This window comes from Vibrio porteresiae DSM 19223 (genome assembly GCF_024347055.1).
Classification (GTDB): Bacteria; Pseudomonadota; Gammaproteobacteria; order Enterobacterales; family Vibrionaceae; genus Vibrio; species Vibrio porteresiae.
On sequence record NZ_AP024896.1, the window covers coordinates 463,053 to 489,023 of the forward strand.

23 protein-coding genes and 2 tRNA genes are annotated in these 25,971 nt (G+C 46.9%); 16 read left to right on the plus strand and 9 right to left on the minus strand.

Translation table 11 applies throughout. The features are described 5' to 3' along the window. Positions 1 to 156: 156 nt before the first annotated feature. A tRNA-Cys gene (locus tag OCV11_RS18690) sits at positions 157 to 230 on the plus strand. Positions 231 to 235: 5 nt separating this feature from the next. On the opposite strand, the gene OCV11_RS18695 is transcribed toward OCV11_RS18690, so the two are convergent. From OCV11_RS18695 to OCV11_RS18710, 4 genes are all read right to left on the minus strand, one after another. Beyond that, on the minus strand, positions 236 to 730 hold the full coding sequence (locus OCV11_RS18695) for a GNAT family N-acetyltransferase (protein WP_261897536.1): 495 nt from the start codon (positions 728 to 730) through the stop codon (positions 236 to 238). A gap of 26 nt (positions 731 to 756) precedes the next feature. Continuing rightward, a complete protein-coding gene (locus tag OCV11_RS18700; RefSeq protein WP_261897537.1) occupies positions 757 to 1,473 on the minus strand; it encodes a DUF554 domain-containing protein in 717 nt (238 codons plus the stop codon). A gap of 47 nt (positions 1,474 to 1,520) precedes the next feature. Continuing rightward, a complete protein-coding gene (locus OCV11_RS18705; protein ID WP_261897538.1) occupies positions 1,521 to 1,907 on the minus strand; it encodes a beta-galactosidase in 387 nt (128 codons plus the stop codon). A 237-nt stretch (positions 1,908 to 2,144) separates the two neighbouring features. Further along, positions 2,145 to 3,098 (minus strand): sugar-binding transcriptional regulator, encoded by a 954-nt coding sequence (locus OCV11_RS18710; RefSeq protein WP_261897539.1) that lies wholly within the window; start codon positions 3,096 to 3,098, stop codon positions 2,145 to 2,147. 223 nt (positions 3,099 to 3,321) lie between these two features. Here OCV11_RS18710 and dalD point away from each other — a divergent pair, with 223 nt between their 5' ends. Together dalD and hxpB are read left to right on the plus strand one after the other, a co-directional pair. Then, a complete protein-coding gene (dalD, locus tag OCV11_RS18715; protein WP_261897540.1) occupies positions 3,322 to 4,689 on the plus strand; it encodes a D-arabinitol 4-dehydrogenase in 1,368 nt (455 codons plus the stop codon). A 116-nt stretch (positions 4,690 to 4,805) separates the two neighbouring features. Next, positions 4,806 to 5,471 carry a hexitol phosphatase HxpB gene (hxpB, locus tag OCV11_RS18720; RefSeq protein ID WP_261897541.1) on the plus strand — a complete coding sequence of 222 codons (666 nt, stop codon included), beginning with the start codon at positions 4,806 to 4,808 and terminating at the stop codon, positions 5,469 to 5,471. 114 nt (positions 5,472 to 5,585) lie between these two features. Here hxpB and OCV11_RS18725 read toward each other — a convergent pair whose 3' ends face one another. The 3 genes from OCV11_RS18725 to OCV11_RS18735 form a co-directional block, all read right to left on the minus strand. Further along, positions 5,586 to 6,575: an LLM class flavin-dependent oxidoreductase gene (locus tag OCV11_RS18725; protein ID WP_261897542.1), complete on the minus strand. Its 990-nt coding sequence runs from the start codon at positions 6,573 to 6,575 to the stop codon at positions 5,586 to 5,588. Positions 6,576 to 6,964: 389 nt separating this feature from the next. Continuing rightward, positions 6,965 to 7,642: a type 1 glutamine amidotransferase domain-containing protein gene (locus OCV11_RS18730; protein WP_261897543.1), complete on the minus strand. Its 678-nt coding sequence runs from the start codon at positions 7,640 to 7,642 to the stop codon at positions 6,965 to 6,967. A gap of 91 nt (positions 7,643 to 7,733) precedes the next feature. Next, on the minus strand, positions 7,734 to 9,149 hold the full coding sequence (locus tag OCV11_RS18735) for a coniferyl aldehyde dehydrogenase (RefSeq protein ID WP_261897544.1): 1,416 nt from the start codon (positions 9,147 to 9,149) through the stop codon (positions 7,734 to 7,736). Between the two features lie 210 nt (positions 9,150 to 9,359). Between OCV11_RS18735 and OCV11_RS18740 the strand changes: the two genes are divergently transcribed. After that, positions 9,360 to 10,253: a LysR family transcriptional regulator gene (locus tag OCV11_RS18740; RefSeq protein ID WP_261897545.1), complete on the plus strand. Its 894-nt coding sequence runs from the start codon at positions 9,360 to 9,362 to the stop codon at positions 10,251 to 10,253. 124 nt (positions 10,254 to 10,377) lie between these two features. Then, complete coding sequence (locus OCV11_RS18745) at positions 10,378 to 11,139, plus strand: transporter substrate-binding domain-containing protein (RefSeq protein WP_261897546.1); 762 nt, start codon at positions 10,378 to 10,380, stop codon at positions 11,137 to 11,139. 74 nt (positions 11,140 to 11,213) lie between these two features. Here the strand turns inward: OCV11_RS18745 and OCV11_RS18750 are convergent, their stop codons facing one another. Continuing rightward, positions 11,214 to 12,527, minus strand: a complete 1,314-nt coding sequence (locus OCV11_RS18750; RefSeq protein ID WP_261897547.1) for a DUF4990 domain-containing protein — start codon at positions 12,525 to 12,527, stop codon at positions 11,214 to 11,216. Between the two features lie 265 nt (positions 12,528 to 12,792). Beyond that, positions 12,793 to 13,215 (minus strand): winged helix-turn-helix transcriptional regulator, encoded by a 423-nt coding sequence (locus OCV11_RS18755; RefSeq protein ID WP_261897548.1) that lies wholly within the window; start codon positions 13,213 to 13,215, stop codon positions 12,793 to 12,795. A 494-nt stretch (positions 13,216 to 13,709) separates the two neighbouring features. Between OCV11_RS18755 and OCV11_RS18760 the strand changes: the two genes are divergently transcribed. The 11 genes from OCV11_RS18760 to purU all read left to right on the plus strand — a co-directional run bounded on the left by OCV11_RS18760 (position 13,710) and on the right by purU (position 25,948). Next, positions 13,710 to 14,267: a DJ-1/PfpI family protein gene (locus tag OCV11_RS18760; RefSeq protein ID WP_261897549.1), complete on the plus strand. Its 558-nt coding sequence runs from the start codon at positions 13,710 to 13,712 to the stop codon at positions 14,265 to 14,267. A 378-nt stretch (positions 14,268 to 14,645) separates the two neighbouring features. Further along, the gene (locus tag OCV11_RS25005; RefSeq protein ID WP_315972761.1) at positions 14,646 to 16,013 is read left to right on the plus strand and encodes a family 43 glycosylhydrolase; all 1,368 of its coding nucleotides are present in this window, start codon (positions 14,646 to 14,648) and stop codon (positions 16,011 to 16,013) included. A gap of 133 nt (positions 16,014 to 16,146) precedes the next feature. Next, complete coding sequence (locus tag OCV11_RS18775; RefSeq protein ID WP_261897550.1) at positions 16,147 to 16,560, plus strand: GFA family protein; 414 nt, start codon at positions 16,147 to 16,149, stop codon at positions 16,558 to 16,560. A 247-nt stretch (positions 16,561 to 16,807) separates the two neighbouring features. Further along, on the plus strand, positions 16,808 to 17,887 hold the full coding sequence (locus tag OCV11_RS18780; RefSeq protein WP_261897551.1) for an extracellular catalytic domain type 2 short-chain-length polyhydroxyalkanoate depolymerase: 1,080 nt from the start codon (positions 16,808 to 16,810) through the stop codon (positions 17,885 to 17,887). Between the two features lie 200 nt (positions 17,888 to 18,087). After that, a tRNA-Cys gene (locus tag OCV11_RS18785) sits at positions 18,088 to 18,161 on the plus strand. A gap of 326 nt (positions 18,162 to 18,487) precedes the next feature. Continuing rightward, a complete protein-coding gene (gene glyA / locus OCV11_RS18790) occupies positions 18,488 to 19,753 on the plus strand; it encodes a serine hydroxymethyltransferase (protein ID WP_261897552.1) in 1,266 nt (421 codons plus the stop codon). Between the two features lie 28 nt (positions 19,754 to 19,781). Further along, positions 19,782 to 21,035, plus strand: coding sequence for a sarcosine oxidase subunit beta family protein (locus OCV11_RS18795; protein WP_261897553.1), 1,254 nt, complete (start codon positions 19,782 to 19,784; stop codon positions 21,033 to 21,035). Positions 21,036 to 21,050: 15 nt separating this feature from the next. Then, a complete protein-coding gene (locus OCV11_RS18800; protein ID WP_261897554.1) occupies positions 21,051 to 21,356 on the plus strand; it encodes a sarcosine oxidase subunit delta in 306 nt (101 codons plus the stop codon). Then, on the plus strand, positions 21,353 to 24,370 hold the full coding sequence (locus OCV11_RS18805) for a sarcosine oxidase subunit alpha (protein ID WP_261897555.1): 3,018 nt from the start codon (positions 21,353 to 21,355) through the stop codon (positions 24,368 to 24,370). The genes OCV11_RS18800 and OCV11_RS18805 overlap by 4 nt, the downstream gene beginning before the upstream one ends. Continuing rightward, entirely contained in the window at positions 24,363 to 25,031 is a 669-nt protein-coding gene (locus tag OCV11_RS18810) for a sarcosine oxidase subunit gamma (RefSeq protein ID WP_261897556.1), read from the plus strand. Before OCV11_RS18805 ends, OCV11_RS18810 begins: the two co-directional genes overlap by 8 nt. A 47-nt stretch (positions 25,032 to 25,078) precedes the next feature. Then, on the plus strand, positions 25,079 to 25,948 hold the full coding sequence (gene purU / locus OCV11_RS18815) for a formyltetrahydrofolate deformylase (protein WP_261897557.1): 870 nt from the start codon (positions 25,079 to 25,081) through the stop codon (positions 25,946 to 25,948). Positions 25,949 to 25,971: the final 23 nt, after the last annotated feature.

Here is a 25,971-nt window from a genome sequence, read left to right on the forward strand (position 1 = left end):
ATAAGATCAGGTGCTTAACGTACGTACAAATTGCTGAACCTTTGAACGCTACTGCTGAAGATGCCAGCAATCAGCTGCCTTGATGATGATTTTTATTTGACTCAGAGAAAATAATCATTAAGGTAGCAGCTCTCTCGTAGCGAGAGACTCTATTGAGGCGCGTTGGCAGAGTGGCCATGCAGCGGATTGCAAATCCGTGAACCTCGGTTCGACTCCGGGACGCGCCTCCATTCTCTTAAGCATGCTCTAATTCAAGCAGCATGTCATTCCAGATAGCACCACCGTGTGTTGATGATGATACCCCTTGGCAAACAAAGCCGTGCTGTTCATAAAAGCCTACCAGTGGATCTTTGCAGGTAAGTACTAATCCTTTAGCACCACGCTCTTTACTCACCGCGATTAAGTGATCAAGCAGTTGATGAGCTATGCCTTGATGTTGGTAGTGAGGATCAACAGCCAACCCAAACACCGTTTGATAAGCGCCATCTTGCTGATGCTGGCGAGCATCTGCATAAAGAATATCTGGCAGTTCAGGGGCATGGTAGCGACAACCATTAATATGGCCCACCACTTGGTCGTCTTTCATAGCCACAAAGAAACATTCAGGAAACGAAGCAAAACGTTGTTGAAATGAGGTGAGTGATGCAGCTTCTTCTTGAGGAAAACCCATCAGTTCAATCGCGGCGATACGATCAATATCGAGCTCGGTCGCGGGGCGAATAGCGGTCACAATGACTCCTTGTATAAGTGATTCGTTTATCCAGCAAAATGTAACCATGCCGCAGAAATAGGCATAGCGATGACAAGCGATGGCAATAAGTTTGCCAACGGAAATTCAATACTGCCACAAATACGAAAACCTGTAGCAAAGACTAACATTCCACCGACAGCAGAAAAGTCACCAATCATGGTTGGTGTGGCAAGTGGCATAATGGCATTAGCAGAAAAATAGAGTACCACTTGAACGATGACTTGTGGAATGGCTAAGGTGGCAACAGGCAGGCCTAATGAAATCGCAAAAATGGCAGCGGTAAAAAAGTCGAGAAACGATTTCACAATCAGCAAGGATGGATCGCCAGTCATCCCTTCGTTCATTGCGCCAAAGATCCCAGTACCACTGACACAAAACAGAATCATGATCGAGATAAAACGTTCCATGTAGGCATTTTGAGTCATTGAGCTGTTGGGCGGAGAGACAAAGCGTGTAATCAGCGATTTTAGCGCGTTAGCCATGTGCTTAATGTTTTCTTCGAGGTGCACTAATTCACCAATCACCGCTCCCAAAATCAGCGATAACACAACGGCCGGCAGAAGCTGTACTTTGATGGCCATGGAGAGACCGATCCCCATCGACGCTAAGCCAAATACCATGGGCATTCGGTCTTTCATTTTGGTGGGAATTCTATTACCAAACAACGTACCCAAAACGCTGCCAATAATGATTGCCGACGCATTAACAAATGGTCCTACCATTGAATTAAATCCTTGAATGTATTTTTTACTAGGTTGTATAAACGGTGTTATACGAGAATGGCGTGTCGCGGCTGAATGACGGTGCGACGGGGGTATTGTGAACTAATGTTCACATTTGCGCAACGCTGATGTCGGTGAGCTAACGACTTGATGCCCGCTTGATTCATCGCATCGAGTACTTTATCCAACGGAGAAAAGTCAAATTGCCCCTCTTCGGGCTCCATGGTTGCCCAAGTCGATTCGCCAATGCGCACAACATTGATGTGCGCTGCTTTCATCATTTCGATGTCTTTGCTTAGACGTTCAAAGGGCATGTACTCGGTGTAGTATGCCACACCAAAATAAGGGGTATCCACATGGCTTGGTTCAACAGCATGAACGGTAAAACTACTACTAATTAATAGGGTAAGTAGAGGTAAGCGTGTTTTTATCATTGTGATTCTCTTAACCTTTAGACGAAAAAAAACCTGAAACGTAGACGCATGTTCGCTTACGCTTCAGGTTTTGCCTTTACAGTTACAATCCTGAGTGAGCTGCATAAAAGGATGAGATCCAAATCCGCATCATGATAATGCGCTCTTGCAACTGCCGCTTAAGAGTAAAGGGTTTTCGCTAGGCTATCCATGGAGCAAATCACATTGATGCATAAAGTTTAACCGAAGTTAAATCGGCTAACGTGTTTGCTGTAGCAACCATTTTGCGGTGAGTTCATCGGTCACTAACCCGTTGATCCATTGACCATGAATGGCCGCCAAAATGGCTGCTCTCTTCTCTTCTCCACAGGCAATGGCGATGCGCGGACAATCGGTCTCGCGAATATCAAAACTGGTGATCAAAGTATTGCTGTGGCAGTTGAGCACTGCCCCCTGCGAGTCAATAAAACGACCTAAAATCTCGCCAACTGCGCCACTGGATTCGAGTTGTTGGCTCTCTTGATAGGTGATAAAGCCATCATGAAGCATAGGTCCCGTTTTACCCATGCCACCCACGCCAATAAAAATGACGTCGGCTTTGTGTGCTTTCCCAAAGACATTGCGATAGATAGGGTGACGCTGCCAGATTTGATGATCTTCTAGGGAGAGTGCATGACGAGGTGCGGGCCATTGATAATATTTGGCTTGAATTTTTTGTGCGAGCAGCAGGGGCACATCGTCGTAGTAGTTACAGTGACCATCTTTCGCCATACCACTGATGAGCGCAACACACTCACAGCTTTCATGACTAAATTCAATGCGGTTGATGGTTCGTTTTAGCGTCATGCCTGAGCCAATACCGATGATTTTGCCAGGCTGCGGACTGAGAAGGCGTTGCATCAATTGATAACCGCCAAAAGTCACGCTCTCTAATACTTCCTCACTGGAATCGAGCACTGATGCTGGGACGATTTCGCACTCGCCAAATCGGAATTTCTCTTTCAGTGCCAGTGCGAGGTCTAAACAAGAGGCGAGGGGATGATTCACGTTGACAGAAATGATGCCCTCTTCTTTAGCACTGGCTAATAAGCGCTGAACGACAGGGCGGGAGGTGCCCAACAAGGAGGCGATCTCACTCTGATTTTTGCCTGAGATGTAATACATCCATGCGGCTCGAACCATTTGGTCGATCCGTGTTTCTTCGTCTTTCAATACTCACTCCTTCCTTTTGCTACGCGACAGCAGAAGCTTTTATTGGCGCTTGGCTTCATTGCGATGAAAGGTATTGTCGCGCGGAAGAAATTTGTCTGCAATCACAAAATTGGTCATTTGTTCCTTTGATGGGCAAATGTTTATGTTAGTGTGATTAAAGACTCATAAATGCGGTAGGGGTTTTTGTAGCATCAAGCCGTGATTCAAAAAGAGGATAACAATAATGAACTCTCTCTATACTTGGCTACATATCGGACTTGGGTCGTTTTACCGTGCTCATCAAGCATGGTATTTCAATCAATTACTACGTGCTGGCGAACACGATTGGGCCATCGCCGCAGGCAATATTCGTAATGACAGTGAAGATACGGTTGATGCACTCATCAAGCAAAATGGTGAGTACATTCTAGAAACCGTCACTCCTCGTGGTGAACGTCATCACGAAGTGATCAAATCGATTAAAAAGCTCCTGCGTTGGCAACCAGACTTGGAACCATTGATCAACGAAGGTGCGCAAGCTCAAACTAAAGTGATTGCCTTTACTGTTACCGAATCTGGTTATTATCTCGATACGGATTATCACCTCGACATCAATAACGCGAGTGTGAAACAAGACCTTAAAGGTGGGCATGAAACTATCTACGGTACGATTGCTCACATCCTAGAACGTCGTATTGCCAACCATGCTGGTCCAGTAACGTTGCTCAGCTGTGATAACGTGAGACATAACGGTGATCGTTTCCGTGATGGACTAAACGAATTCCTGCAGCTCACACAAAATTTAACGGTTTTAGAGTGGGTTAAAGACAATGTGACCTTCCCTAACTGCATGGTCGATCGCATTACACCCAAACCAGAAGCCAGTTTGGTTGCGCGTGTTGCTCAAAAAACGGGTATGCAAGATAACGCTCCGGTGATGTGCGAATCGTTTATCCAATGGGTGGTGGAAGATAACTTTATTGCTGGCCGACCTAACTTCGAGCGAGTTGGGGTTGAGCTGGTGAAATCCGTGGAGCCTTATGAAGAGGCGAAAATCCGCATCCTGAATGTTTCTCATGCATGTATTGCTTGGACCGGTACTCTGATTGGGCAAAAATTCATTCACGAAAGTACCCAAACGGGCTTCATTCGTGAAATAGCCTATAAGTATGTGACTCGTGACGTTATCCCATGTTTGGGTGATCAAGCTCTGGATTTAGAGCAGTACCGTGACGTAGTGTTGGATCGCTTTACCAACTCGCACATCAAAGATACCAACCAACGTGTTTCTGCAGATGGTTTTTCTAAAATCCCAGCGATGATTACCCCTACGCTGCGTGAATGTTATGCCCGTGGCGTTGAACCAAGCGCTACAGCGGTTCTTCCTGCCATGTTCTATGTTTATATGCAGGAGTGGCATAAAGGTCGATTACCTTACGAATACTACGATGGCGTGTTGGACAAACAGAGTTTGCACCAAATGTACGAAGCGGATGATCCCATTCATCTTTTCGCCACTAACCCGACGCTGTTTGGTGAATTGGCTAATCGTCCTGAGTTTGAACAACTGATGCGCAAGAAAATTCAATCAGTTTATACCCTGTTAAGTTAGCCAGTAACTTGAGAGGCGATCATTAAGCTGGTCGAGTGAAGGAATTTGTTCGACCAGCTGTTTATTTTTATCACCTTGGCAGTGTGCAATGCTGCGAATTAGATTAGAAAAAGAGTATGAAAAAACAAGCTGTTATTTTTGATATGGATGGAGTCATCATTGACTCTGAGCCGCTTTGGCAACGAGCGCAAGATGCTGCTCTGTCGGTGTATGGAGTTCACGTTACCCCCAAGCAGTGCGAACAACATACGATGGGTAAACGAGTTGATGCCATCGCACAAACCTGGTGTGAATTGTTCGAGTTAGACATTGATCCTAAAGATCTCGAAGTCAGTATTTTGCAGCATCTTCACCAGTTGATCGCCGCACAAGGTAAACCCATGCGTGGCGTGTACGAGCTACTGGAGTATCTCAAGGAACTGAAACTTAAAATTGGGCTAGCCACTTCCTCCAATCAAAGTGTGATTGAAGCGGTGTTTGATAAGCTCGACCTTTGGGATTACTTCGATATCACCTGCAGCGCCGAACATGAAAAGCATGGTAAACCACACCCTGATGTCTACTTAACGGCGGCGAGAAAATTGGATGTGCCGACCGACCAATGCATCGTGATTGAAGACAGTTACAACGGAGTGTTGGCAGCAAAAAACGCTCAGATGACCACGTTTGTCGTTTGCGAGCAGTGCCAAGCAGAAAAGTTCATGATTGGGGATGCTCATTTCTATCATCTTGATGAAGTGGTGACTTATTGCGAAGGGCAAGAAGAGCAACTGTTTTTGTAAGCGTTGTCGGTAACTAGTTAGCGCTAAATAAAGCAGGATGGTCAACCTGAGATATTGTGCTGGTAAGAGTAAAAAAGGGCGAGTCGAGACTCGCCACAAGTGTTGATTGGTTTTCTAGCGGATAATATCGGCCAGTAACTGATAAGACTTAAGCTTTTGCTCTTGGTCATACACTAAGCTATTGACCATGATTTCATCTGCTTGCGTACGCTCGACCAGATCGTTAAGGCGTGCACGCACGGTGCTAGGGGAACCAATGATTGATTCGCGCAGCTGGGTTTCAACATGCAGTTTTTCATGGTGTTGCCAAAGTGGCTCCATGCTGTTGACTGGTTTGGGCAATTTGGTGCGTTTGCCGCGGATCATGCCTAGAAACTTCTGTTTTTCCGTGGTCGCCAAGTATTGGGCTTGCTCGTCTGTTTCTGCCACGGTGATGTTAACCGCAATCATCGCGTAGGGTTTTGCCTGCGTTTCTGATGGAGTGAAACGTTCTCGGTATAAAGCTAACGCACGCATCATCGCATCCGGCGCAAAATGGGCGGCGAAGGCGAATGGCATTCCTTTGATAGCCGCTAATTGCGCGCTATAAGTACTTGAACCCAGTAACCATATTGGCAAGTTAGAGTAAGAACCCGGATAGGCCGCGACGGGTTGCCCCGCAGAAACTGGCCCCATAAAAAATTGCAGCTCTTCTAACAATTCATCAAATTCCGGATCCATTCTTTCAGGATCGCGTCGCAGTGCATGCATCGTGGCGTAATCGCTGCCCGGAGCTCGGCCTAGTCCAAGGTCAATCCGCCCAGGATAAAGGGCATTGAGTGTCCCAAACTGTTCGGCAATGACCAATGGGGCATGATTGGGTAGCATAATCCCACCAGAGCCAATACGCATCGTTTTGGTATGCGCAGCAATATGCCCAATCAGCAGTGATGTAGCCGCACTGGCAATATCCGGCATATTGTGGTGTTCAGCTAGCCAAAAACGTTGGTAGCCAAGTTGTTCTGTATGTTGAGCAAGTTCGACAGATCGTTGGTATGTCTGGCCGTAATCAGCGCCTTCAATGACAGGGGCTAAATCGAGCACGGAAATGGGAGGAAACGTCATTCGTTTGATTCTCCTTTTTATTGTCTGTACGGGCAGTATGCCATGATATTGTTCGTGTAGAAATGAGTCTCTTGATGAGCGCCATCAAAGAGAGCGTTAAACGCAAGCAAGCAGCGGATAAGTAGCACAAAAAGAAAACTGCCTAACCAATGAGTTGGGTTAGGCAGTGTGACATGCAGTGTAATATTGATGTCGAACACCTATTCGTTGATTAACGCCTTGGATTAATAAGGCTTACTACGTTATAGGCTGTTGCTGGTAGCGTGGCACCAGCAGTGGATTACGCCCTGCGCGACTCAAGCACAAGGCGTAAGAGTGGGCTTCAACTTCATAGCAAAATGATATTCGAGTGAAGTGGAAGCACAAACGTGTCTCACAAAACCGAATGATTAAGCCAGTTTAGTCAGAAGAACTTTAGCAACGCCTTCGGAACTGGCTGGGTTTTGACCTGTGACCAATTGCCCATCAGTGACCACAAACGGTGCCCAATCTGGGCCTTTCTGATAATCAGCACCAAGAGCGATGAACTCATCTTCAATCAAAAATGGCACCACATCGGTAAGCTCAACGCCTGCTTCTTCGCCATTGGTAAAGCCAGTTACCGTGCGACCTTTGATGAGCGGCTGACCATCGGTACCTTTCACGTTACGCAGTACTGCCGGAGCGTGACATACAAAACCCATTGGTTTATTTAACTCGTTAAAACGTTCGATAAGCGCAATCGAAGTTTGTGATGGTGTCAAATCCCACAGAGGACCGTGACCGCCAGGGTAGAAAACAGCATCAAAATCTTCTGCTTTGACTGAATCTAAAGTGACGGTAGTGGCCAACGCATGTTGTGCCTCTGGGTCTGCTTTGAAACGATGTGTTAGCTCCGTTTGAAAATCAGCTAAATCACTTTTTGGGTCTAGCGGTGGCTGACCACCTGCTGGTGATGCCAGCACCAGCTCAGCGCCAGCATCTTTAAAGGTGTAGTAAGGTGCGGCGAACTCTTCAAGCCAGAAGCCTGTTTTTGCACCAGTGTTGCCAAGATCGCTATGTGAAGTCAGTACCATTAAAATTTTCATGTTGTTCCTCGTTATTTATCTTTCTATCTATCTATGAGTTACTAATGGGAGTCACTAATGGGGGCATTAGCTGTGAGCCTAAAATATTGGGTTAAGCGTCCAAAAAGGCTTTTAGTAATCCTAAATTATCTTGATATGGTGCACGTAAACGTAGGTTTGAAGCACCATCTTCGCTTTGGCGTACTACGGCTTTAGCGTGAGTAAACTGACGGAAACCGTGTTCACCATGGTAAGCACCAATACCGGATGCACCCACACCACCAAATGGTAGGTCATCAATTGACGCATGAGTCATCACATCATTGATTACTAAGGCACCTGATGTGGTGTTTTGCACAAATTGAGTTTGATGCTCTTTATTGTCGCTAAAGAAATACGCAGCCAATGGGCGGTCATTTTGGTTAATGAAATCGATGGTGTCAGCCCAGTGGTCATAAGTCATCACCGGCAGCAACGGACCAAAGATCTCTTCTTGCATAATGGCCATCTCTTGGGTGGCATTGAGCACTAAATGTGGCGCGATTTTGCGGGTTTGAGCATCAAATCCTGGTTCATCTTGTGGACCTAAATTCACAATGGTTGCGCCTTTTTCTTGCGCATCATTGAGTAAGTGAATGAGGCGCTGATAGTGACGATCACTGATGATCGACGTGTAATCCGCATTCTCTTGAATCTGAGCAAAGCTCTGTTCGATAAACGCTTTAGCACTGCTGACCAGTTGCTCTTCTTTACCTTGAGCGATCATCAAGTAATCCGGTGACAGACAGATTTGACCCGCGTTAAACGTTTTGATGGTTAAGGTGCGCTCAATCGCTGTGCTGAGATCAAAAGCTTCGTCAACCACAACCGGTGATTTGCCGCCCAATTCCAACGTCACAGGAACGAGATTTTCCGCCGCAGCGCGCATCACGTGTTTGCCCACCGTCGTACTACCAGTAAAGACTAAGTGGTCAAAAGGCAGTGCGCTGAATTGACGACCCACATCCGCATCACCGAGCACCACTTCTAGCTCCATCGGGTCAAAGTAGCGACCAATCAGGTCTGCCAGTAACTCAGAGGTGAGTGGAGTCAATTCTGATGGTTTAAGCATGGCTGTATTACCTGCGGCAAACACACCTGCCAATGGACCAAACGCCAAGTTAATCGGGAAGTTCCAAGGGCTGATGATGCCAACAACACCCAGTGGTTGTTGCTCAATCCACGCTTCTGGACCGTCTAACCCTTCAATCACTTTAGGTTGCATCCATTGCTCAACATGATCATGAGCGTGTTGCAGCATTTTGACTGTGGTCACCATGTCGGCGAGCAGAGATTGATAGGTGCTGCGGTGACCAAAATCGTCGCTCATCGCTTGTGCTAGAGCAGAGTAGTTTTCTTTAATCAAACGAATGGAACGTTGCAGACGGTCTTGGCGCATAGCTAGGGTTGCAGGGCCATTTTGAATCGAAGCGCGTTTCATTGTGGTTAGAATTGTGCGCAGTTCGTTATGAGCTTGAGTGGCTGACATTTGCTCTCTCCTTATTGAAGGCTGTGTTTGTTGCTTTGTTTTATGGTTCATCTCATGTGAGCGGTGAAACGAATCAACAGAGCAATACTCATTTCATTGTCCAGCAGGATTACCCTGCTTGGCTGACTTGCTGCGTAGATTAAAGGAACTGGCGTTTGTTGGCTAACAAGGGTATTTTAGGAGGGGTATAAATAAATTTATGGGTATTTTATGTCGTTGATTAGATTGAGAACATTTGTTGAAGTCTATCGTCAGAAATCAATCAGTGCCGCTGCGCGCAACTTAAATCTTACTCAGCCAGCGGTGTCACAGCACATCAATGGCTTGGAAGTGGCGGTAGGTCGGCGTCTATTTATTCGTGAGACTGGTGGCGTGACACCCACCACCGCGGCGGATGAACTGGCCAATGACATCGGCGACAAATTGGATTCGGTAGAAAACGCACTGGCACAAGCTCGCGCGCGCAGCATGAATATGGAAGGGGCTTTGCAGGTGATTGGTCATGCCGATTTTCTCGCGGAAGTCGTATCACCTAAGTTATTACCTTTGCTCGAATCGGGGATTCGCGTGCGTATGCACAGTGGTGATGGCGATATGATCCATACCATGCTGGTGGAAGGGCACTGCGATTTGGGCTTTACTGCCCATCCGATTACCGATAAACGCCTGCGCAGTGAAACCTTAATGACGGTGCCTGTGTATGCGGTTGCTTCACCCCAAGTGGTTGCGCGGCTAGAGCAAGCCGATAACTTCGCCGATGCACTGTTGCAAGAGCCTATGTTAACTTACAACTTAGAACTTTCTGTGATGGACAGTTGGCTTAATAAAAACAAGATCCGCTTAGATATGGCGAGTCCGTCCGTGGTGAGCCAAGATTTGCGGGCGCTACGCAGTCTGCTTATTAGTGGCTTTGGTTGGACCGTTATGCCTGCTTTTCTGTGTGAGACACAGATACGATCTGGTGAGTTAAACCTCATTAAAGCGCCTGTGGGAAACACGCAGTTGAGTTACTACATGGCATGGGCACCAAGTGCGCTGCGTCAACCACGCATTGCGCATGCGCGGCAAACCTTGCTGTGGAGTTTAAAACCTGCGCAAGACTAATCAATGTCATGGTGACTAAAGCGAGATAATATTTCTTTTTGTCTCTCGGCTACTTAGGTAAATCGTGGTATAAACGACTCGCTGTAAATTATGGGCAGCGTGATTAGTTATCCAAGGAAGAAATATGTCTCTTAAACGTGGTGTGGTTTTATTGTTGTCGTTGCTGTCACTGGCTGCGCATGCCGATCTTCTTGATGATATCCAACAGCGGGGCACAATCCGCGTGGGTACGACAGGAGATTACAAACCGTTTAGTTACTATGACGGTGCCAATTACAGTGGTTACGATATTGATGTCGCCAAATATCTTGCTCAGCAACTCAATGTCAAAGTGGAGTTTGTACCGACCACTTGGAAAGGGCTGGTCTCGGACCTCAGCTCAGGTAAATACGATATTGCGATGGGCGGGATTACGCGTCGTATCGATCGCCAACTGGCTGCGGAGCAAACACAAGGTTACATGACCTTTGGCAAGCTCTTCCTAGTGCGTGTTGGACGTGCAATGAAATTTGATACGTTAGAGAAAGTAAACCAGCCAAATGTGCGCGTAGGTTACAACATTGGTGGCACCAACGAAGCCTTTGCCAAACAGTACTTGACCAAAGCAACTCAAGTCACGTTTGAAAATAACCTTGATGTCCCTGAAGCCGTATTAAGTGGCAAAGTGGATGTGATGATCACCGAAACACCAGAAGCGCTGTTCTACCATACCACTAATCCAAAATTTGATGTGGTACGTAAAGACAATCCATTTACTAAAAGTGAGTTCACTTATCTGATCCCAAAAGGCGAACAGCGTTTGCTGAATACCGTGAACTTTGTGATGGATGATATGAAGCTTAAAGGAACAGATAAGACATTAATGGAACAAAACCATTTAATGTAACTTATTGCTCTAATTAGAAAAAATGCAGCGGTTATGCTGCATTTTTCGTTTCTATTGGCTTTGATTACGCGTAGTTAGTAATCGGATTCGAACGCACCGAGATCAGGTGCGGTGCCATTATAGTCATCACCCACATCCGTCCCTGCATCAATCAGGTCACTGCCTTCTTTGAGTCGCGCATATTTGATATCGGGTAGTGAGCCATCAGCCTGACGAGCGTACATCAGCTCACTTTCATCGAGACGAACAAAATCTTTCGAGGTAATGGTCACGGGCAGGTTGAAGTAGTTGTAGCTAATGTCGTTTTCGGTACTGTCACCCAGGTTGATCACTTCGTTATAGCCATCAAACCCTAGATTATTGCGCATGTAGTGCCCGTAGCCATCCACATCGGTGTCGTTATCATCGAGGGTCGATAACATGTTGTAGTTCGAACTTTGGTTACGAATCGAGGTGTTGTTGATCCACGTTTGTCCGCCAATATGGTGGTTGGCGTAAAAGCCTGCGGAGCGGTTACGTACCGCTAGGTTATAGCGAATGGTGTGTTTGGGAATCACGCTCGGTGGCGTGCTGCCATTACTGCCATAGCCGCCAGCTTTAAAGCCATTACCGTCGCCCACTTTATTGAAGTCTTGATCATAACCGTTATAAAACGCCCAACTGTATTCAATGGTGACGGCAGCATCAGCGTTGATTAAGTCAAAGCCGTCGTCACTATTAAACCAAGCACGAGAATGGCTGATGACATTACCCGTATAGGATGAGGAAGTAGGATGAACGCCAAAGCCATCGACATTGCCATTCGAGTAACTGTTTAAGCCTTGGTTGTTATAGGCATCCACATTGAGCACATAGTTATTGCTCCCCGCAACGAGATACCAACCAATCGCCATCCCGTCATGAATTGCCAAGTTTTCGAAGCGGTTACCACTGCCTTTATTGACCATAAACGCTTCGGATTGCGTATGTTCATCATCGATAGTAACCTGCACACCGACAACATCAAACCCTTTAAACACACAGTTATCAGCTCGGATCATAAACGCCGTGTTGCGATAGGCTGCGGGTTTAACATTGGAGAAGTCGAACACCGGACGTTCTGAGCCGTAGTTGATATAGGTAATATTGTCTTTGGTAATATTATTGACGATGGCACGAATGCTTTGATACTGAGTAATATTCGAATCATCTAAATAATAAGTGCCGCCACGAATATAAACGGTGTCGCCAGATGAGGCTGCTTCTTGTGCCGCCATAATGGTCTTTAATGGCGAAGACAGTGTGCCTGAATTGCTGTCTGAACCATCAGGTGAAATATAGAGATCGGCAGCAATAGAAATATTGCTGCACGCTAAAAGCACAGTTAGTGATAGTAATTTTATCTTCATAATTGACCTAAAAGTTATTTGTTTTTTATAAGATAGAATAGTAAATAAACAAGGTCGAACAATTAAGAACCGATGTTTCAATTTCTGGATCGCTATCACTTTTGTATTAATGACAATTCTTGGCTATGACAATAATATGAAGTCTGGATAACGTATTTGTTGCAATACAGGATGTGGATGCTAAACAGTTAGGTTAGTTAGAAGGAGTGAAAACGAGGTACTGGGAAGTAGCTCCCAATACCTTCAACAGCGGTGATAGTGATATTTAGTCGTTGTTTTGCGCTTGATACTCACGACGATGTTGCAATATGGTCGGTAGATTATCTTCAATCCAACTTGTTAATTCTTGCACGCGTACGCACACTTCTTCGCCAAGCGGTGTTAATGAGTATTCAACATGTGGTGGAACGACAGGATAGGCAATTCGATTGACAAAACCATCGGCTTCTAAAGCTTGTAAGGTTTGTGACAACATTTTTTCGCTTATGCCACTGATTTTACGACGTAATTCGCTAAAACGCAGCGTATCACCTGTTAACGCCAAAATGGTTAACACACCCCAGCGGTTGGTGACATCGCGTAAAATTTCCCGAGAAGGGCACTCTTTCTCTAGAACATTGCCTTGTTTGACTTGTTCAAGGAGAGAGGAACGATGATGCTTTATGGGCAATTTGGTGACGGAAGACATGATTCCATTCCTAACAGAAAGTGAAGAAAATGACTGCATCAGTATACCTCGCTGCTATTAAGTGGTCACTCAATGATTCCATTTTTCTCTGATTACTGTGACGCTGTCACCAGGGTGTTGATGGCAAGCCTCGATTTGACGCTTGTTCAAGAGATAAACAGTGCGATGACCGATAATGTGATCTTGTGACAAGAGCTGATGCGCAATCAGTTTGTTCCACAGTTTCACCTTGACCTATTTCTTCTATCTATGTTTCTATCATCGCGTCGATTGTAGATGGATCAATGAGTTACGTGATGTTGATTCCAACCTTATCGACAAATTATCACAAACACTGTGCATATTAGATTTCTCAGCTAAGGTGTTTTTGCCACCTTGAGTAAGACCTTGCAGAACAGGGCCGAAATGAACATAAGTGCATAGTGTAGGTGGCAACCGCAATGGCGCTGCCCATTTTTATGATATTTGTAAGATAACTAACACGGAGATATTCAGTGGCTAAGATTCTAATGATTACCGGTGACTTTGTAGAAGATTACGAAAACATGGTACCTTTCCAAGCGTTAATCGCGATGGGACACGAAGTTGATGCTGTATGTCCGAACAAGAAAGCGGGTGAAGCGATTGCAACCTCTATCCACGATTTTGAAGGTGACCAAACCTATTCAGAAAAGCGTGGCCATAACTTCACTTTGAATGCTACGTTTTCTGCAGTGAATCCTGCCGATTATGACGCGCTGTATCTACCAGGTGGTCGTGCACCTGAATACCTGCGTTTAGATACGAAAGTAATTGAATTCGTTCAACATTTCTTTACTGCAAATAAACCTGTAGCGGCGATTTGTCATGGTGCACAAATTCTTACTGCGGCACGCGTGATTGAAGGTAAAAAAGTCTCAGCATACCCAGCATGCCGTCCCGAAGTGGAATTGGCTGGCGCAACTTACGCAGACATCGCCGTTGATCAAGCGGTAACCGATGGACAACTGGTCACCGCTCCAGCATGGCCAGCACACTCTGCCATGCTAAAACAATTCGTTGCACTGTTTTAATCGCATTACGCATTGAAAAAACGGGCTGCTTAGCCCGTTTTTTATTTTCGTTATATTTACTAATAAACGATTAATTAATTTAGAAATTCCTCCAAAAGGCTTATTATTACCTGCTTCAATTTGGGTCATTATATGTCTTCATTACTGACTTTATTTGTCTCTACTGCGATTTTAATTGCTATGTTGAAAACTTTCCTGTCTTCTTTCTAATTAATATAACTATTTTTAAAATTACTCGGTATTTATACCTGTTGGTAAAAATTAATAATTTCATTTTAAAAATAAAAAAGTAGTCAGATTTTGGCGTTACTCTGTTTATGCATAATTGACAAACGGAAGAATAGGATGAAAACAGTATTTAATACGATATGTTTAAGCATGATAGGAATAAGTGTTCATGCTTTTGCACTCGATAATGGGGTATATACCATTACCTCTAAAGTCAGTGGTAAATATCTCGAGACAACCAGTGCCTTAACTACCGATGGGGCGAATGTGGCTGTCTGGGGGTCAACGGGTAATGACACGCAAAAATGGCTCATCACTAATCAAGGCGATGATCAATATTCATTGATTAACCTAAATAGTGGCAAAGCACTCGAGGTGTATGAGTACTCAACCCAAAATGGCGGTAACGTTGAACAATGGGAGTACAGTGGCGGTACCACACAGTTGTGGACGATAACAACCAATGGCAACTACGTGAGCTTTATTAACGTCAACAGTGGTAAGGCGCTGGACTTGTATAACTTTGACACTAGCGATGGTGCAAACGTTGAGCAATGGACTTACACCGGAAATGACGCTCAATTATGGAGCTTAACCAAAACAAAAAGTGTCGAATCGACCCCTTATGATCCATCAGAAACGGGAGGCGCTACGGATCATTGGAACCTCAGTGGCAGTTTAGTCACTCACGATCCCACTCTTGCGTATGAAGATGGCACTTGGTGGGTATTTCAGACCGGTGATGGCATCGCTGGAAAATATTCCACAGATGCATTGACTTGGCAGGATGCGCAATCGATCTTTCCCAGTGGTTTAAGCTGGTGGCAAAACTACGTGCCGCTCAATGATGGGCTTGATGTGTGGGCACCTGATCTGCGCTTTTATAATGGCCGAGCATGGATGTACTACGCGATCTCTTCGTTTGGCGATAATACCTCGGCGATTGGGTTAACTTCTGCGAGCAGCATTGCGACTGGCGATTGGGAAGATGATGGTTTGGTGATCAATACCACCGCATCCGATGACTACAACGCTATTGATCCAGACTTGGTGGTAGCGAAAGATGGGGCCCCTTGGTTGGTGTTTGGTTCTTGGTTCTCCGGTATTAAATTAACGCGTATTAACCCCGAAACCATGAAACCTTTCGGTCCCATCTATTCGATAGCGGAGCGCTCTGGTGGGATTGAAGCGCCGACCATCGTTTATCGGCAAGGTTATTACTACCTATTTGTTTCCATTGGCAAATGTTGTAGTGGCGTAGACAGTACGTATCGTATTGCCTATGGTCGCTCTACCAGCATTACTGGACCTTACGTGAGCAAATCTGGGCTAGCGATGACCAGTGGTTACGTGTCGATTCTTGATTCAGGTAACTCACAATGGGTTGGACCCGGCGGTCAAGATATTCTCAATACCGATGTGATTGTAAGACACGCTTACGATGCCACGGATAGTGGGACGCCAAAACTCCTAATCAGCAAGTTGAACTGGGATAGTGACGGTTGGCCAACCTACTGATTGCCGTAGCTCGGTTTACCTAAGGACAAGGTTAGTTGATCGGAAGATCAACTAACCTGTTGAATATTTTCTGTTGACTTACCGCACCGTTCCAACTTAATAATCGTTCACACTCTTAGTCAAGGAAATCATTATGTCTTTTCCCATCGAGGTTTCTTGCCCTTGTGGTCAAGTTCATTATCGTTTGTTGAAAGCACCAAAAAAGGTGATGGCCTGTCACTGTAAAGCGTGCCAAGCGTTATCCAGTGCGCCATTTAGTGTCACCGCGATTGTTGCCCGTGAAGATGTGCAATTTAGTGGTGATATGGCATCGACTCAGCGTGTTGCTGAAAGCGGTAACGTGAACCAAGGCTATTTTTGCACCGGGTGTGGGGTACGTATCTATCATTGGAACCCAGAGCAACCGGATATTATTAAACTGAAGCTCAAACCCTCGGACAGTTCGGTGGCCGACTATTTTACTCCGCAAGCGCATATTTGGGTGGGAGAAAAGGCACCGTGGTTCACCTTACCAGATAATGTGCCGACGTTCGTGAAACAAGCTTAAATCTAACGGCGAGATGAGTGTCGTTCATCTCGCTTTTGGCTCTCTATTTACTGAATTTTTTCAATAGGTTCAGTTACCCTTCATCACTAATAAAAAATACTGTGATCGTGGTTAAATCTGCCATATCAACGCTGTCTTTTTTTCTCTCTATTCAACACGTTTCGCAAGGGAGTTCACTTTTTTTTCCTTAGATATGCGTCAGTTTTAGTATTGGCGGGTTCAATTATTGCCCGCACTAAGGGAGAGTATGATGAATCAATTGGCTTTAATTGCTGTACTCACTGGCCTATGTATCAGTTCAGAGGCTGCGTGGGGTATTGACCCTATTGAGCAGGAGCGTTTGCCTGAGTTAGGTGCACTTGTTGACCAAAGCTCGGTGTCTGGCTTGTCTTCGGGTGGTTTTATGGCGGCACAGTTCCATGTTGCCTATTCTCAATCGTTAGTCGGAGCGGGGATTGTTGCTGGTGGGCCATGGGATTGTGCTGGCGCGAATGTGTATGCTGCGCCGCTGTTTAACGCGATCAGTCAGTGCATGAATCCTGACAAATATTCTACCACTTTGCCGGATGTCCACTATTTGGTGGATCTTGCCAAAGTGAAAGCCAAAGATGGCCTTATCGATGCACCGTCCAATTTGCGTGATGATCGTATTTATCTTTTTTCCGGTAAAAACGATAAGGTAGTGGTTCCCGGCGTCGTGCAAGCGGCAGTCGATTTTTATCAACAGTTGGGTGTGCCAAGCAGCCAAATTCGCTTTGATGACAGTACGCCAGCAGGGCACGGCTTTATTACTGATCATAAAAAAGATGTGCAATGCAGTTTAACCAAAGCGCCTTACATCAATGACTGTCAGTTTGATCAAGCAGAGCAAATTTTGCAGCAGATCTACGGACACCTCAATCCCGCCGTGACTGAAGATAAGCTCTCCGGCAAACTTATTCAGTTTGACCAGCGTCCTTTCTTCAACATCGATGTGAGCTTAGATGATCACGGTTATCTCTATGTGCCTAAAGAGTGCGAAACCGAGCAGTGCCGCGTCCATGTTGCCTTTCATGGCTGCTTACAAAGTGCCAGCATGATGGGCACGGAATACGTGAAAGAGACGGGGTATATGGAAGCGGCTGACGCCAACCGTGTTGTGGTACTGTTTCCTCAAGTGAAGAAAGAGCAGATGAACCCTTATGGGTGCTGGGACTTTTGGGGGTATACCTCAGGCAATGTTCCTCCTTATAACTATTACACCAAACAAGCGCCGCAAATGGTCGCAGTTAAAAAAATGATGGATAGATTGGTGAGCCAACGAACCTTAGTTCAAGTAGGCGAGTAACCAAAGCGCTGTGACGGCAAAGATAATGTGCTTGAGTGGATAGTGATCAAATTGCTTTGATAACCATCACTTGGGCACATTAATTAACCGTTTGGCATTAAAAGTGCAATTTATGGTTGACCCAGTCTGATAAATCAGTAAAGTACGCGCCGTTGCCACGGAAAAGTCGCGGTAACAGCGTTACGCAAGTAACCAACAAAGGCGCGTTGGCAGAGTGGCCATGCAGCGGATTGCAAATCCGTGAACCTCGGTTCGACTCCGGGACGCGCCTCCATTCTCTCCCAGCTTAGGCTGGTTTTTTATGCCTGAAATTTCCCCATCGACCTAATCATTCCATGTTGTCATGATGCTCTGCACTTTGGCTTGGATTGTTACATCCGTTCTCTATTTCCGTTGGCCTATAAACATTACTGTTTACTTGGCGAATGTGCAGATATGTCGTGATAACTCACCAAATTGGCTGTGTGATATCCGTGTATGTCGCAAATCGACCTTCCCTAGACGCTAACAAACAGTTCTCGCTCCAGTTCAATGTATAACATCTGAATTACACCAAGGGAGAACGCGACTTCACTTAGCAAGTCAGCATGGAGAGAGAAGATGTTTACGAAAGAAGATTCGATCGCGGGTTTTGATGATGCCGTATGGGCCGCCATGCAGTTAGAGGCCAAGCGCCAAGAAGAGCATATTGAGTTGATTGCCTCAGAGAACTACGCCAGCCCACGTGTTATGGAAGCTCAGGGGTCGGTATTAACCAACAAATATGCTGAAGGGTATCCAGAGAAGCGCTATTACGGTGGTTGTCAGTTTGTTGACCAGATTGAAAAGTTGGCCATTGAACGTGCCTGTCGTCTCTTTTGTGCTGATTACGCCAACGTGCAACCTCACTCAGGTTCGCAAGCGAATGCCGCCGTGTATGCGGCACTTTGCCAACCGGGCGATACCATTTTGGGTATGAGCTTGGACCACGGTGGCCACTTAACGCACGGGGCGAAAGTGAGCTTCTCCGGAAAAATCTACCATGCCGTTCAATATGGTATTACCCCCGATACTGGCGAAATTGATTATGCCCAAGTGGAACAATTGGCATTGGAACATCGCCCTAAAGTGATCGTCGCTGGATTCTCTGCGTATTCTCGCAAAGTCGATTGGGCCAAATTCAGAGAGATTGCCGATAAAGTCGATGCTTATCTGTTTGTCGATATGGCTCATGTGGCGGGACTGGTTGCTGCACGTCTCTATCCCAACCCTGTGCCTTGGGCCGATGTGGTCACGACGACGACCCATAAAACCTTGCGCGGTCCGCGCGGTGGCTTAATTTTGGCGATGGAGAATCCAGAGCTGGAGAAAAAACTCAACTCTGCCGTGTTCCCCGGTGGTCAAGGGGGCCCATTAATGCATGTGATTGCGGCCAAAGCGGTGGCGTTCGAAGAAGCGCTGCAACCCGAATTCACCGCGTATCAAGAGCAGGTCATCATCAATGCGCAAACCATGGCGGAAGTGCTTGGGGGGCGCGGTTACGACATCGTCTCAAACGGCACCGATAACCACTTATTCCTCTTGAGTTTGGTCAAGCAAGGTTTGACGGGCAAGGCGGCAGACGCGGCATTAGGGCGCGCCAATATTACCGTCAATAAAAATGCCGTACCGAATGACCCTCAATCCCCGTTTGTCACCTCAGGATTACGCATTGGTTCTCCGGTGATCACCACACGTGGCTTTAAAGAAGCACAGTGCACCTTACTGGCTGGATGGATTGCCGACATTTTGGATGTCCTTGCCGATCCTGACGCCTTAGAAACAACGATCGAACAAGTGAAGTCACAGGTTATTGCGTTATGCGCAGAATACCCTGTGTACCGCTGAGCCTGGAAAGGAAACTAGGAGAACAAGTATGGAACGTTACTCTGGATTTGGGCTGTTAAAACACAGCTTTGGGTATCACGAAAACTGGCAACGTCTATGGCGTAACCCACAGCCAAAGAAAAAATACGACATCATCATTGTGGGCGGTGGCGGTCACGGCTTAGCAACGGCTTATTATCTGGCGAAAGAGCATGGTATGACCAATATTGCGGTCATTGAAAAAGGGTATCTTGGTGGCGGGAATACCGCACGTAACACCACCATCGTGCGTTCTAACTATCTGTGGGATGAAGCGGCAAACCTGTTTGAACACTCTTTGAAATTGTGGGAAGGCTTATCACAAGATTTGAACTACAACGTGATGTTCTCGCAGCGTGGTTGTTTGAACGTGGGGCATACACTGCAAGATATGCGTGACATTGAGCGCCGCGTAAATGCCAACCGAATGCAAGGTATTGATGGCGAAGTGCTTGATGCGAAACAAGTGAAAGAAATTGTACCCGCGATGGATATTTCGCAAAACCGTCGTTATCCGGTGATGGGCGCTTCTTGGCAACCTCGCGCTGGGGTAGCGCGTCACGATGCGGTGGCATGGGGATTCGCTCGCGGTGCGGACAGCATGGGCGTGGATCTGATTCAACAGACGGAAGTGCTAGGTTTTGAAATTGAAGATGGCGCGGTGGTCGGCGTGAAGACCGATCGTCACGGCGTGATTAAAGCGGATCGTGTTGGCTGTGTTACGGCCGGTCACTCTGGTGTGATGGCCAAACGTGCGGGCTTTGAAATGCCATTAGAGTCACACCCACTGCAAGCGTTGGTGTCTGAGCCGATCAAACCGGTGATTGATACCGTGGTGATGTCGAACCATGTGCATGGTTATGTTAGCCAATCGGACAAAGGCGATTTGGTGATTGGGGCCGGTATTGATGGCTATAACGGGTATGGTCAGCGGGGCTCTTTCCCTACCATCGAACACACCATTCAAGCCATTGTGGAAATGTTCCCGATGTTTAGCCGAGTGCGCATGAACCGCCAATGGGGCGGAATTGTCGACACCACCAATGATGCCTGTCCGATCATTACGGACACGCCCGTGGAAAATCTGTTCTTCAACTGTGGTTGGGGGACGGGGGGCTTCAAAGCGACACCCGGATCGGGAAATGTGTTTGCTGCGACGCTCGCCAAAGGTGAGTTACATGATTTAGCCAAGCCTTTCTCCATGTTCCGTTTCCATGATGGATCGTTGGTTGATGAACATGGGGCTTCGGCGGTGGCCCACTAAGCTAAGGAGAGCGAAATGTTTCATATTTATTGTCCCTACTGTCAGGAAATGCGCAGTGAAGAGGAATTTCATCCCCACGGCGAAGCGCACATAGAACGCCCACTCGATCCTGATAACTGTACTGATAAAGAGTGGGGCGAGTTCCTGCACTTTCGAACCAACCCTAAGGGGCTGCATCATGAAATGTGGCACCACTCGGCAGGATGCCGTAAGTATTTCAACATCGCGCGAGACACGGCGACCTATGAGATCAAACAGGTGTACAAAATGGGAGTGAAACCCGAAGACGTCGAACATACCATCCAAGGAGCGGAACTATGAGCCAACCCAATCGATTAGTGTCCGGTGGGCGTATTGAACGTACAAAACCGGTCTCATTCACCTTTAATGGTAAACAATATCAAGGTTTTGAAGGAGATACTGTTGCCTCCGCGTTACTTGCTAACGGGATAGATATTGTCGGGCGCAGTTTCAAATACAGCCGACCACGCGGCATCATTGCTGCAGGCCCTGAAGAGCCAAACGCTATCCTGCAATTAGGGGCGACGGAAGCAACACAAATTCCCAACGTTCGTGCCACTCAGCAAGAGCTTTATGACGGTTTGGTCTGCACTTCCACTAATGGTTGGCCAAATGTTGAATCCGATTTAATGGGCATGGTCGGTAAAGTCGGGGCCAATCTTATGCCGCCGGGCTTTTACTACAAAACCTTTATGTCGCCCGCCAAAATGTGGCCAACCTATGAGAAATACATTCGTAAGGCAGCGGGCTTAGGCCGTTCGCCAACCGAAGCAGACCCGGATATTTACGACCACATGAATCAGCATTGTGATCTGCTGGTGGTCGGGGCAGGGCCGGCTGGATTAATGGCGGCCTTGTGCGCTGCTCGTGTTGGGGCTCGCGTGATCATTGCGGACGAACAAAATGAATTTGGCGGCAGTTTATTGGCCAGCCATGACATTATCGATAACAAACCGGCTCTGGAGTGGGTGGCAAGTGTGGTCGATGAACTGGCGCGTTATCCCGATGTATTGATGCTCAGCCGTGCTACTGTCAATGGTTACCATGACCACAACTTCCTTACCATTCATGAACGTTTGGCGGATCACCTTAAAGATTTTGTTGGCCGCGACCAAGCCAGACAGCGTTTGCACCGTGTGCGTGCGAACTGGGTTGTATTGGCAACTGGCGCACATGAACGCCCATTAGTGTATGGCAATAACGACGTACCCGGATGCATGTTGGCATCGGCGGTCTCTACCTACATCAACCGTTATGCCGTGGTTCCAGGTTCAAGTTTGGTGCTAATGACCACCAACGATAACGCATACCAAACTGCGATCGATTGGTTTAACGCAGGAAAACTGGTCAGTGCCATTGTCGATACTCGTGCTCATGTCGCAGGGGAGTTAATTGATGAAGCGCGTAAGTTAGGCATCAACGTTCTCACGGGCAGCGCCGTGATTGATGTGAAAGGCACAAAACGCGTGCAGGGTGTCATGGTCGCAAAAATTAACGAAGCGGGCGATGAGGTGGTCGGTAAACCGCAGTTGATTGCTTGTGATACCGTGGCGAGTTCTGGCGGTTGGAGCCCAGTAGTGCACTTGTCTTGCCACACAGGCAGCCGTCCGGTGTGGGATGAAAAGGCGATCGGCTTTGTGCCGGGCGAGAGCAAACAGCGTCAACTTACCGCAGGTTCCATCAATGGATTGCAAACGCTCGCTGAGGTCATTGAGCAAGGTTACGAAGTTGGCCAAAGTGTCGTTACTCGTCTTAACTACACCAACAGCGCGACCAGTTGCCCGAAAGTGGCGCAACAGCAAGTGGGTGAGCCGATGGCACTGTTCCATATTCCGCATACCAAACCGACGTCGCGCGCACCGAAGCAGTTTGTCGATTATCAAAATGATGTCACCGCCTCAGCGATTGAGCTGGCAACATTGGAAGGTTTTGAGTCGATTGAACACGTGAAGCGCTATACCGCGCTCGGTTTTGGGACCGATCAAGGCAAAATGGGCAACATCAATGGGATGGCGATTGCGGCGAAAAAACTGGGTCAAACCATACCGCAAACAGGGACGACCATTTTCCGTCCTAACTACACCCCTGTGACGTTTGGTGCGATTTCTGGCCGTAACTGTGATGAATTGTTTGATCCACTACGTTATACCGCAATCCATGAATGGCATGTCGCCCACGGTGCCAAATTTGAAGATGTGGGTTTGTGGAAGCGTCCTTGGTATTACCCCAAATCAGGTGAAACCATGCAGGAAGCGCTGAATCGTGAATGCCAAGCTGTGCGCAACAGTGTGGGGATTTTGGATGCTTCAACCTTAGGCAAAGTCGATATTCAAGGTAAAGATGCGCGTGAGTTTATTGGGCGTGTTTATTCCAACGCTTGGGCAAAATTGGGTGTCGGTAAATGCCGCTACGGTGTGATGTGTGGCGAAGATGGCATGGTGTTCGATGACGGGGTGACCTCTTGTTTGGGCGAAAACCATTTTCTGATGACTACGACCACGGGGGGGGCAGCGCATGTTCTCGAATGGCTAGAGCTTTACCATCAAACTGAATGGCCTGAATTGGAAGTGTACTTTAATAGCGTTACGGATCATTGGGCAACGATGACCATTGGTGGGCCAAACAGCCGTAAGCTTTTGGCTGAACTCACGGATATTGATTTAAGCGCAGAGACCTTTAAGTTCATGGATTGGAAAGAGGGCAAAGTGGCGGGCGTTCCGGCACGGGTGTTCCGAATCTCCTTTACCGGTGAACTCTCTTTTGAGATCAACGTGCAAGCGAACTATGCGCAGCATGTGTGGGATAAGCTGTTTGAACACGGTGAAAAATATCAGCTGACGCCGTATGGCACGGAAACCATGCACATTTTGCGTGCTGAGAAAGGGTTCATTATCACCGGTCAAGATACCGATGGTTCTGTTACGCCTTACGATTTGGGGATGGATTGGTGTGTAGGTCAAAACAAACCGTTCAGCTTTATCGGTAAACGGGGTATGGCACTCGCAGCCAACGCACGTTCTGCGCGTAAACATCTGGTGGGGTTAAAAACAGTCGATCCAAAAGTGGTGATTCCTGAAGGCGCACAAGCCGTGGCTAACCCGAAACAGCCTATTCCTATGACCATGTTAGGGCACGTGAGCTCGAGTTATTGGAGTGCCAACTTAAATCGCAGTATTGCGATGGGCTTTATCATCGATGGGCAAAATCGTATGGGTGAGAAAGTATACTACCCATTGGTCGATGGCCGTGTCATTGAAGCGGAAATTTGTAGCCCTGTCTTTTTTGATCCAAAAGGAGAACGTCAACATGTCTGATGTACTTTCACCTGCAAAGCAATCTCTAACACCTGCCAACTTAGTGGCCGTAATGGACCAGTACGCAGAAGCACCTGCGCATTCGCCGATTTTTGATAACCTGAAGCATCATGTGGTGAAACCCACCACCAATAAATCGGGTGTTGTGATGAAAGAGTTGGCGTTGATGGGGCACCTGATTATCCGTGGAAACGCAGAAAACGCAGCCTTTGTTGAGGGGGTGTCTCGTGTGCTGGGATTAGCCTTACCCACTAAGCCATTGACGGCTGAAACGAATGACGTTACCAGCATTTTATGGCTCAGCCCTGATGAATGGTTAGTGCTGTCGTCAGCCGACATGATTTACGACATTGAAGTGGCGCTGCGTGAAAAACTGACGGGCCATTTCTCTATCGTCAATCAAAGTGGTGGGCAAACCGTTATTGAACTAACGGGGGTGAATGTGTTGGATGTGCTGAAAAAAAGCACCTCGCTGGATGTGCATCCGACAGTATTCCCGGTCGGAAAAGTCGTGGGGTCGTTACTCGCGAAAAGTTCAGCCACCTATTATCACTGTGGTGAAAACCAATGGCGCTTAATCGTACGACGCAGTTTTGCCGATTACATTTGGCGTTGGTTGATGGATGCCGGTAAGGAATTTGGCCTCGTTATCGAAAAATAATAGGAAAGCCGAGCGCATGCGCTCGGCTATTTGCTATGGAGCAGGTTATGCATACCACCCATTCAGGTTCTTGGATTTTTACCGGTAGTTGTTCGAGTCAACTGGGGACTGTTGATGTTGTGACTCGGTACATGGCGCAATCGGGCAATTACATTAACGAAATTCATTCGTTTGATGACAAAGTCCAAGGGATGTTCTTTTTACGCATTGAGTTCACGCCAGCAACGGCAGATTTCTCTGTCGCTCACTTTAACGATGAATTCGCCACTCGTGCCGACACTTTTGCCATGAAGTGGAACTTGTCCCCGGTGACACAGAAAGAGCGCGTGGCGATTTTGGTCTCGAAGTACGACCACTGTTTAAATGATCTGTTGTTTCGTGTCCGCACTGAGCAACTCAACATCGAGATCCCGCTGATCATCTCGAATCATCCCGATCTAGAACCGCTTGCCAAATGGCATGAGATACCGTATTACCATTTGCCTATCACACCAGAAACCAAACTCGATCAGGAAGCACAGATACTGGCCTTGCTGGATGAATACCAGATTGATTTGACGGTTCTGGCGCGCTACATGCAAGTGCTTTCGCCACAAATGTGTCAACAACTGGATGGTAAAGCGATCAATATTCATCACTCTTTATTGCCTGGTTTTAAAGGCGCACGACCTTATCATCAGGCATGGGAAAAGGGGGTGAAGATGGTTGGTGCGACCGCACATTATGTGAATAACGATCTTGATGAAGGCCCCATCATTACCCAAGGGATTCAGCCAGTGAATCACGCGCTGTATCCAGAACAACTGATTTCCAAAGGGCAGGATATTGAACGTATTACGTTGTTCAATGCGGTTCGCTATCACGTCGAAAAACGCGTCTTTCTAAGCGGTAAACGCACAGTCGTGTTCGATAACTGAGCTTATAGGTCATCGTTATCATT

Bases quoted from the DNA above. Each gene is read 5' to 3' on its own strand.
- OCV11_RS18735 (WP_261897544.1), bottom strand. From the start codon at position 9,149: ATGTCAGCCACTCAAGCTCATAACGAACTGCGCACAATTCTAACCACA.
- glyA (WP_261897552.1), top strand. From the start codon at position 18,488: ATGTTTACGAAAGAAGATTCGATCGCGGGTTTTGATGATGCCGTATGG.
- OCV11_RS18800 (WP_261897554.1), top strand. From the start codon at position 21,051: ATGTTTCATATTTATTGTCCCTACTGTCAGGAAATGCGCAGTGAAGAG.
- OCV11_RS25005 (WP_315972761.1), top strand. From the start codon at position 14,646: ATGATAGGAATAAGTGTTCATGCTTTTGCACTCGATAATGGGGTATAT.
- OCV11_RS18730 (WP_261897543.1), bottom strand. From the start codon at position 7,642: ATGAAAATTTTAATGGTACTGACTTCACATAGCGATCTTGGCAACACT.
- OCV11_RS18750 (WP_261897547.1), bottom strand. From the start codon at position 12,527: ATGAAGATAAAATTACTATCACTAACTGTGCTTTTAGCGTGCAGCAAT.
- OCV11_RS18740 (WP_261897545.1), top strand. From the start codon at position 9,360: ATGTCGTTGATTAGATTGAGAACATTTGTTGAAGTCTATCGTCAGAAA.
- OCV11_RS18810 (WP_261897556.1), top strand. From the start codon at position 24,363: ATGTCTGATGTACTTTCACCTGCAAAGCAATCTCTAACACCTGCCAAC.
- OCV11_RS18805 (WP_261897555.1), top strand. From the start codon at position 21,353: ATGAGCCAACCCAATCGATTAGTGTCCGGTGGGCGTATTGAACGTACA.
- OCV11_RS18775 (WP_261897550.1), top strand. From the start codon at position 16,147: ATGTCTTTTCCCATCGAGGTTTCTTGCCCTTGTGGTCAAGTTCATTAT.
- purU (WP_261897557.1), top strand. From the start codon at position 25,079: ATGCATACCACCCATTCAGGTTCTTGGATTTTTACCGGTAGTTGTTCG.
- OCV11_RS18755 (WP_261897548.1), bottom strand. From the start codon at position 13,215: ATGTCTTCCGTCACCAAATTGCCCATAAAGCATCATCGTTCCTCTCTC.
- OCV11_RS18745 (WP_261897546.1), top strand. From the start codon at position 10,378: ATGTCTCTTAAACGTGGTGTGGTTTTATTGTTGTCGTTGCTGTCACTG.
- OCV11_RS18700 (WP_261897537.1), bottom strand. From the start codon at position 1,473: ATGGTAGGACCATTTGTTAATGCGTCGGCAATCATTATTGGCAGCGTT.
- dalD (WP_261897540.1), top strand. From the start codon at position 3,322: ATGAACTCTCTCTATACTTGGCTACATATCGGACTTGGGTCGTTTTAC.
- OCV11_RS18795 (WP_261897553.1), top strand. From the start codon at position 19,782: ATGGAACGTTACTCTGGATTTGGGCTGTTAAAACACAGCTTTGGGTAT.
- OCV11_RS18780 (WP_261897551.1), top strand. From the start codon at position 16,808: ATGATGAATCAATTGGCTTTAATTGCTGTACTCACTGGCCTATGTATC.
- hxpB (WP_261897541.1), top strand. From the start codon at position 4,806: ATGAAAAAACAAGCTGTTATTTTTGATATGGATGGAGTCATCATTGAC.
- OCV11_RS18725 (WP_261897542.1), bottom strand. From the start codon at position 6,575: ATGACGTTTCCTCCCATTTCCGTGCTCGATTTAGCCCCTGTCATTGAA.
- OCV11_RS18705 (WP_261897538.1), bottom strand. From the start codon at position 1,907: ATGATAAAAACACGCTTACCTCTACTTACCCTATTAATTAGTAGTAGT.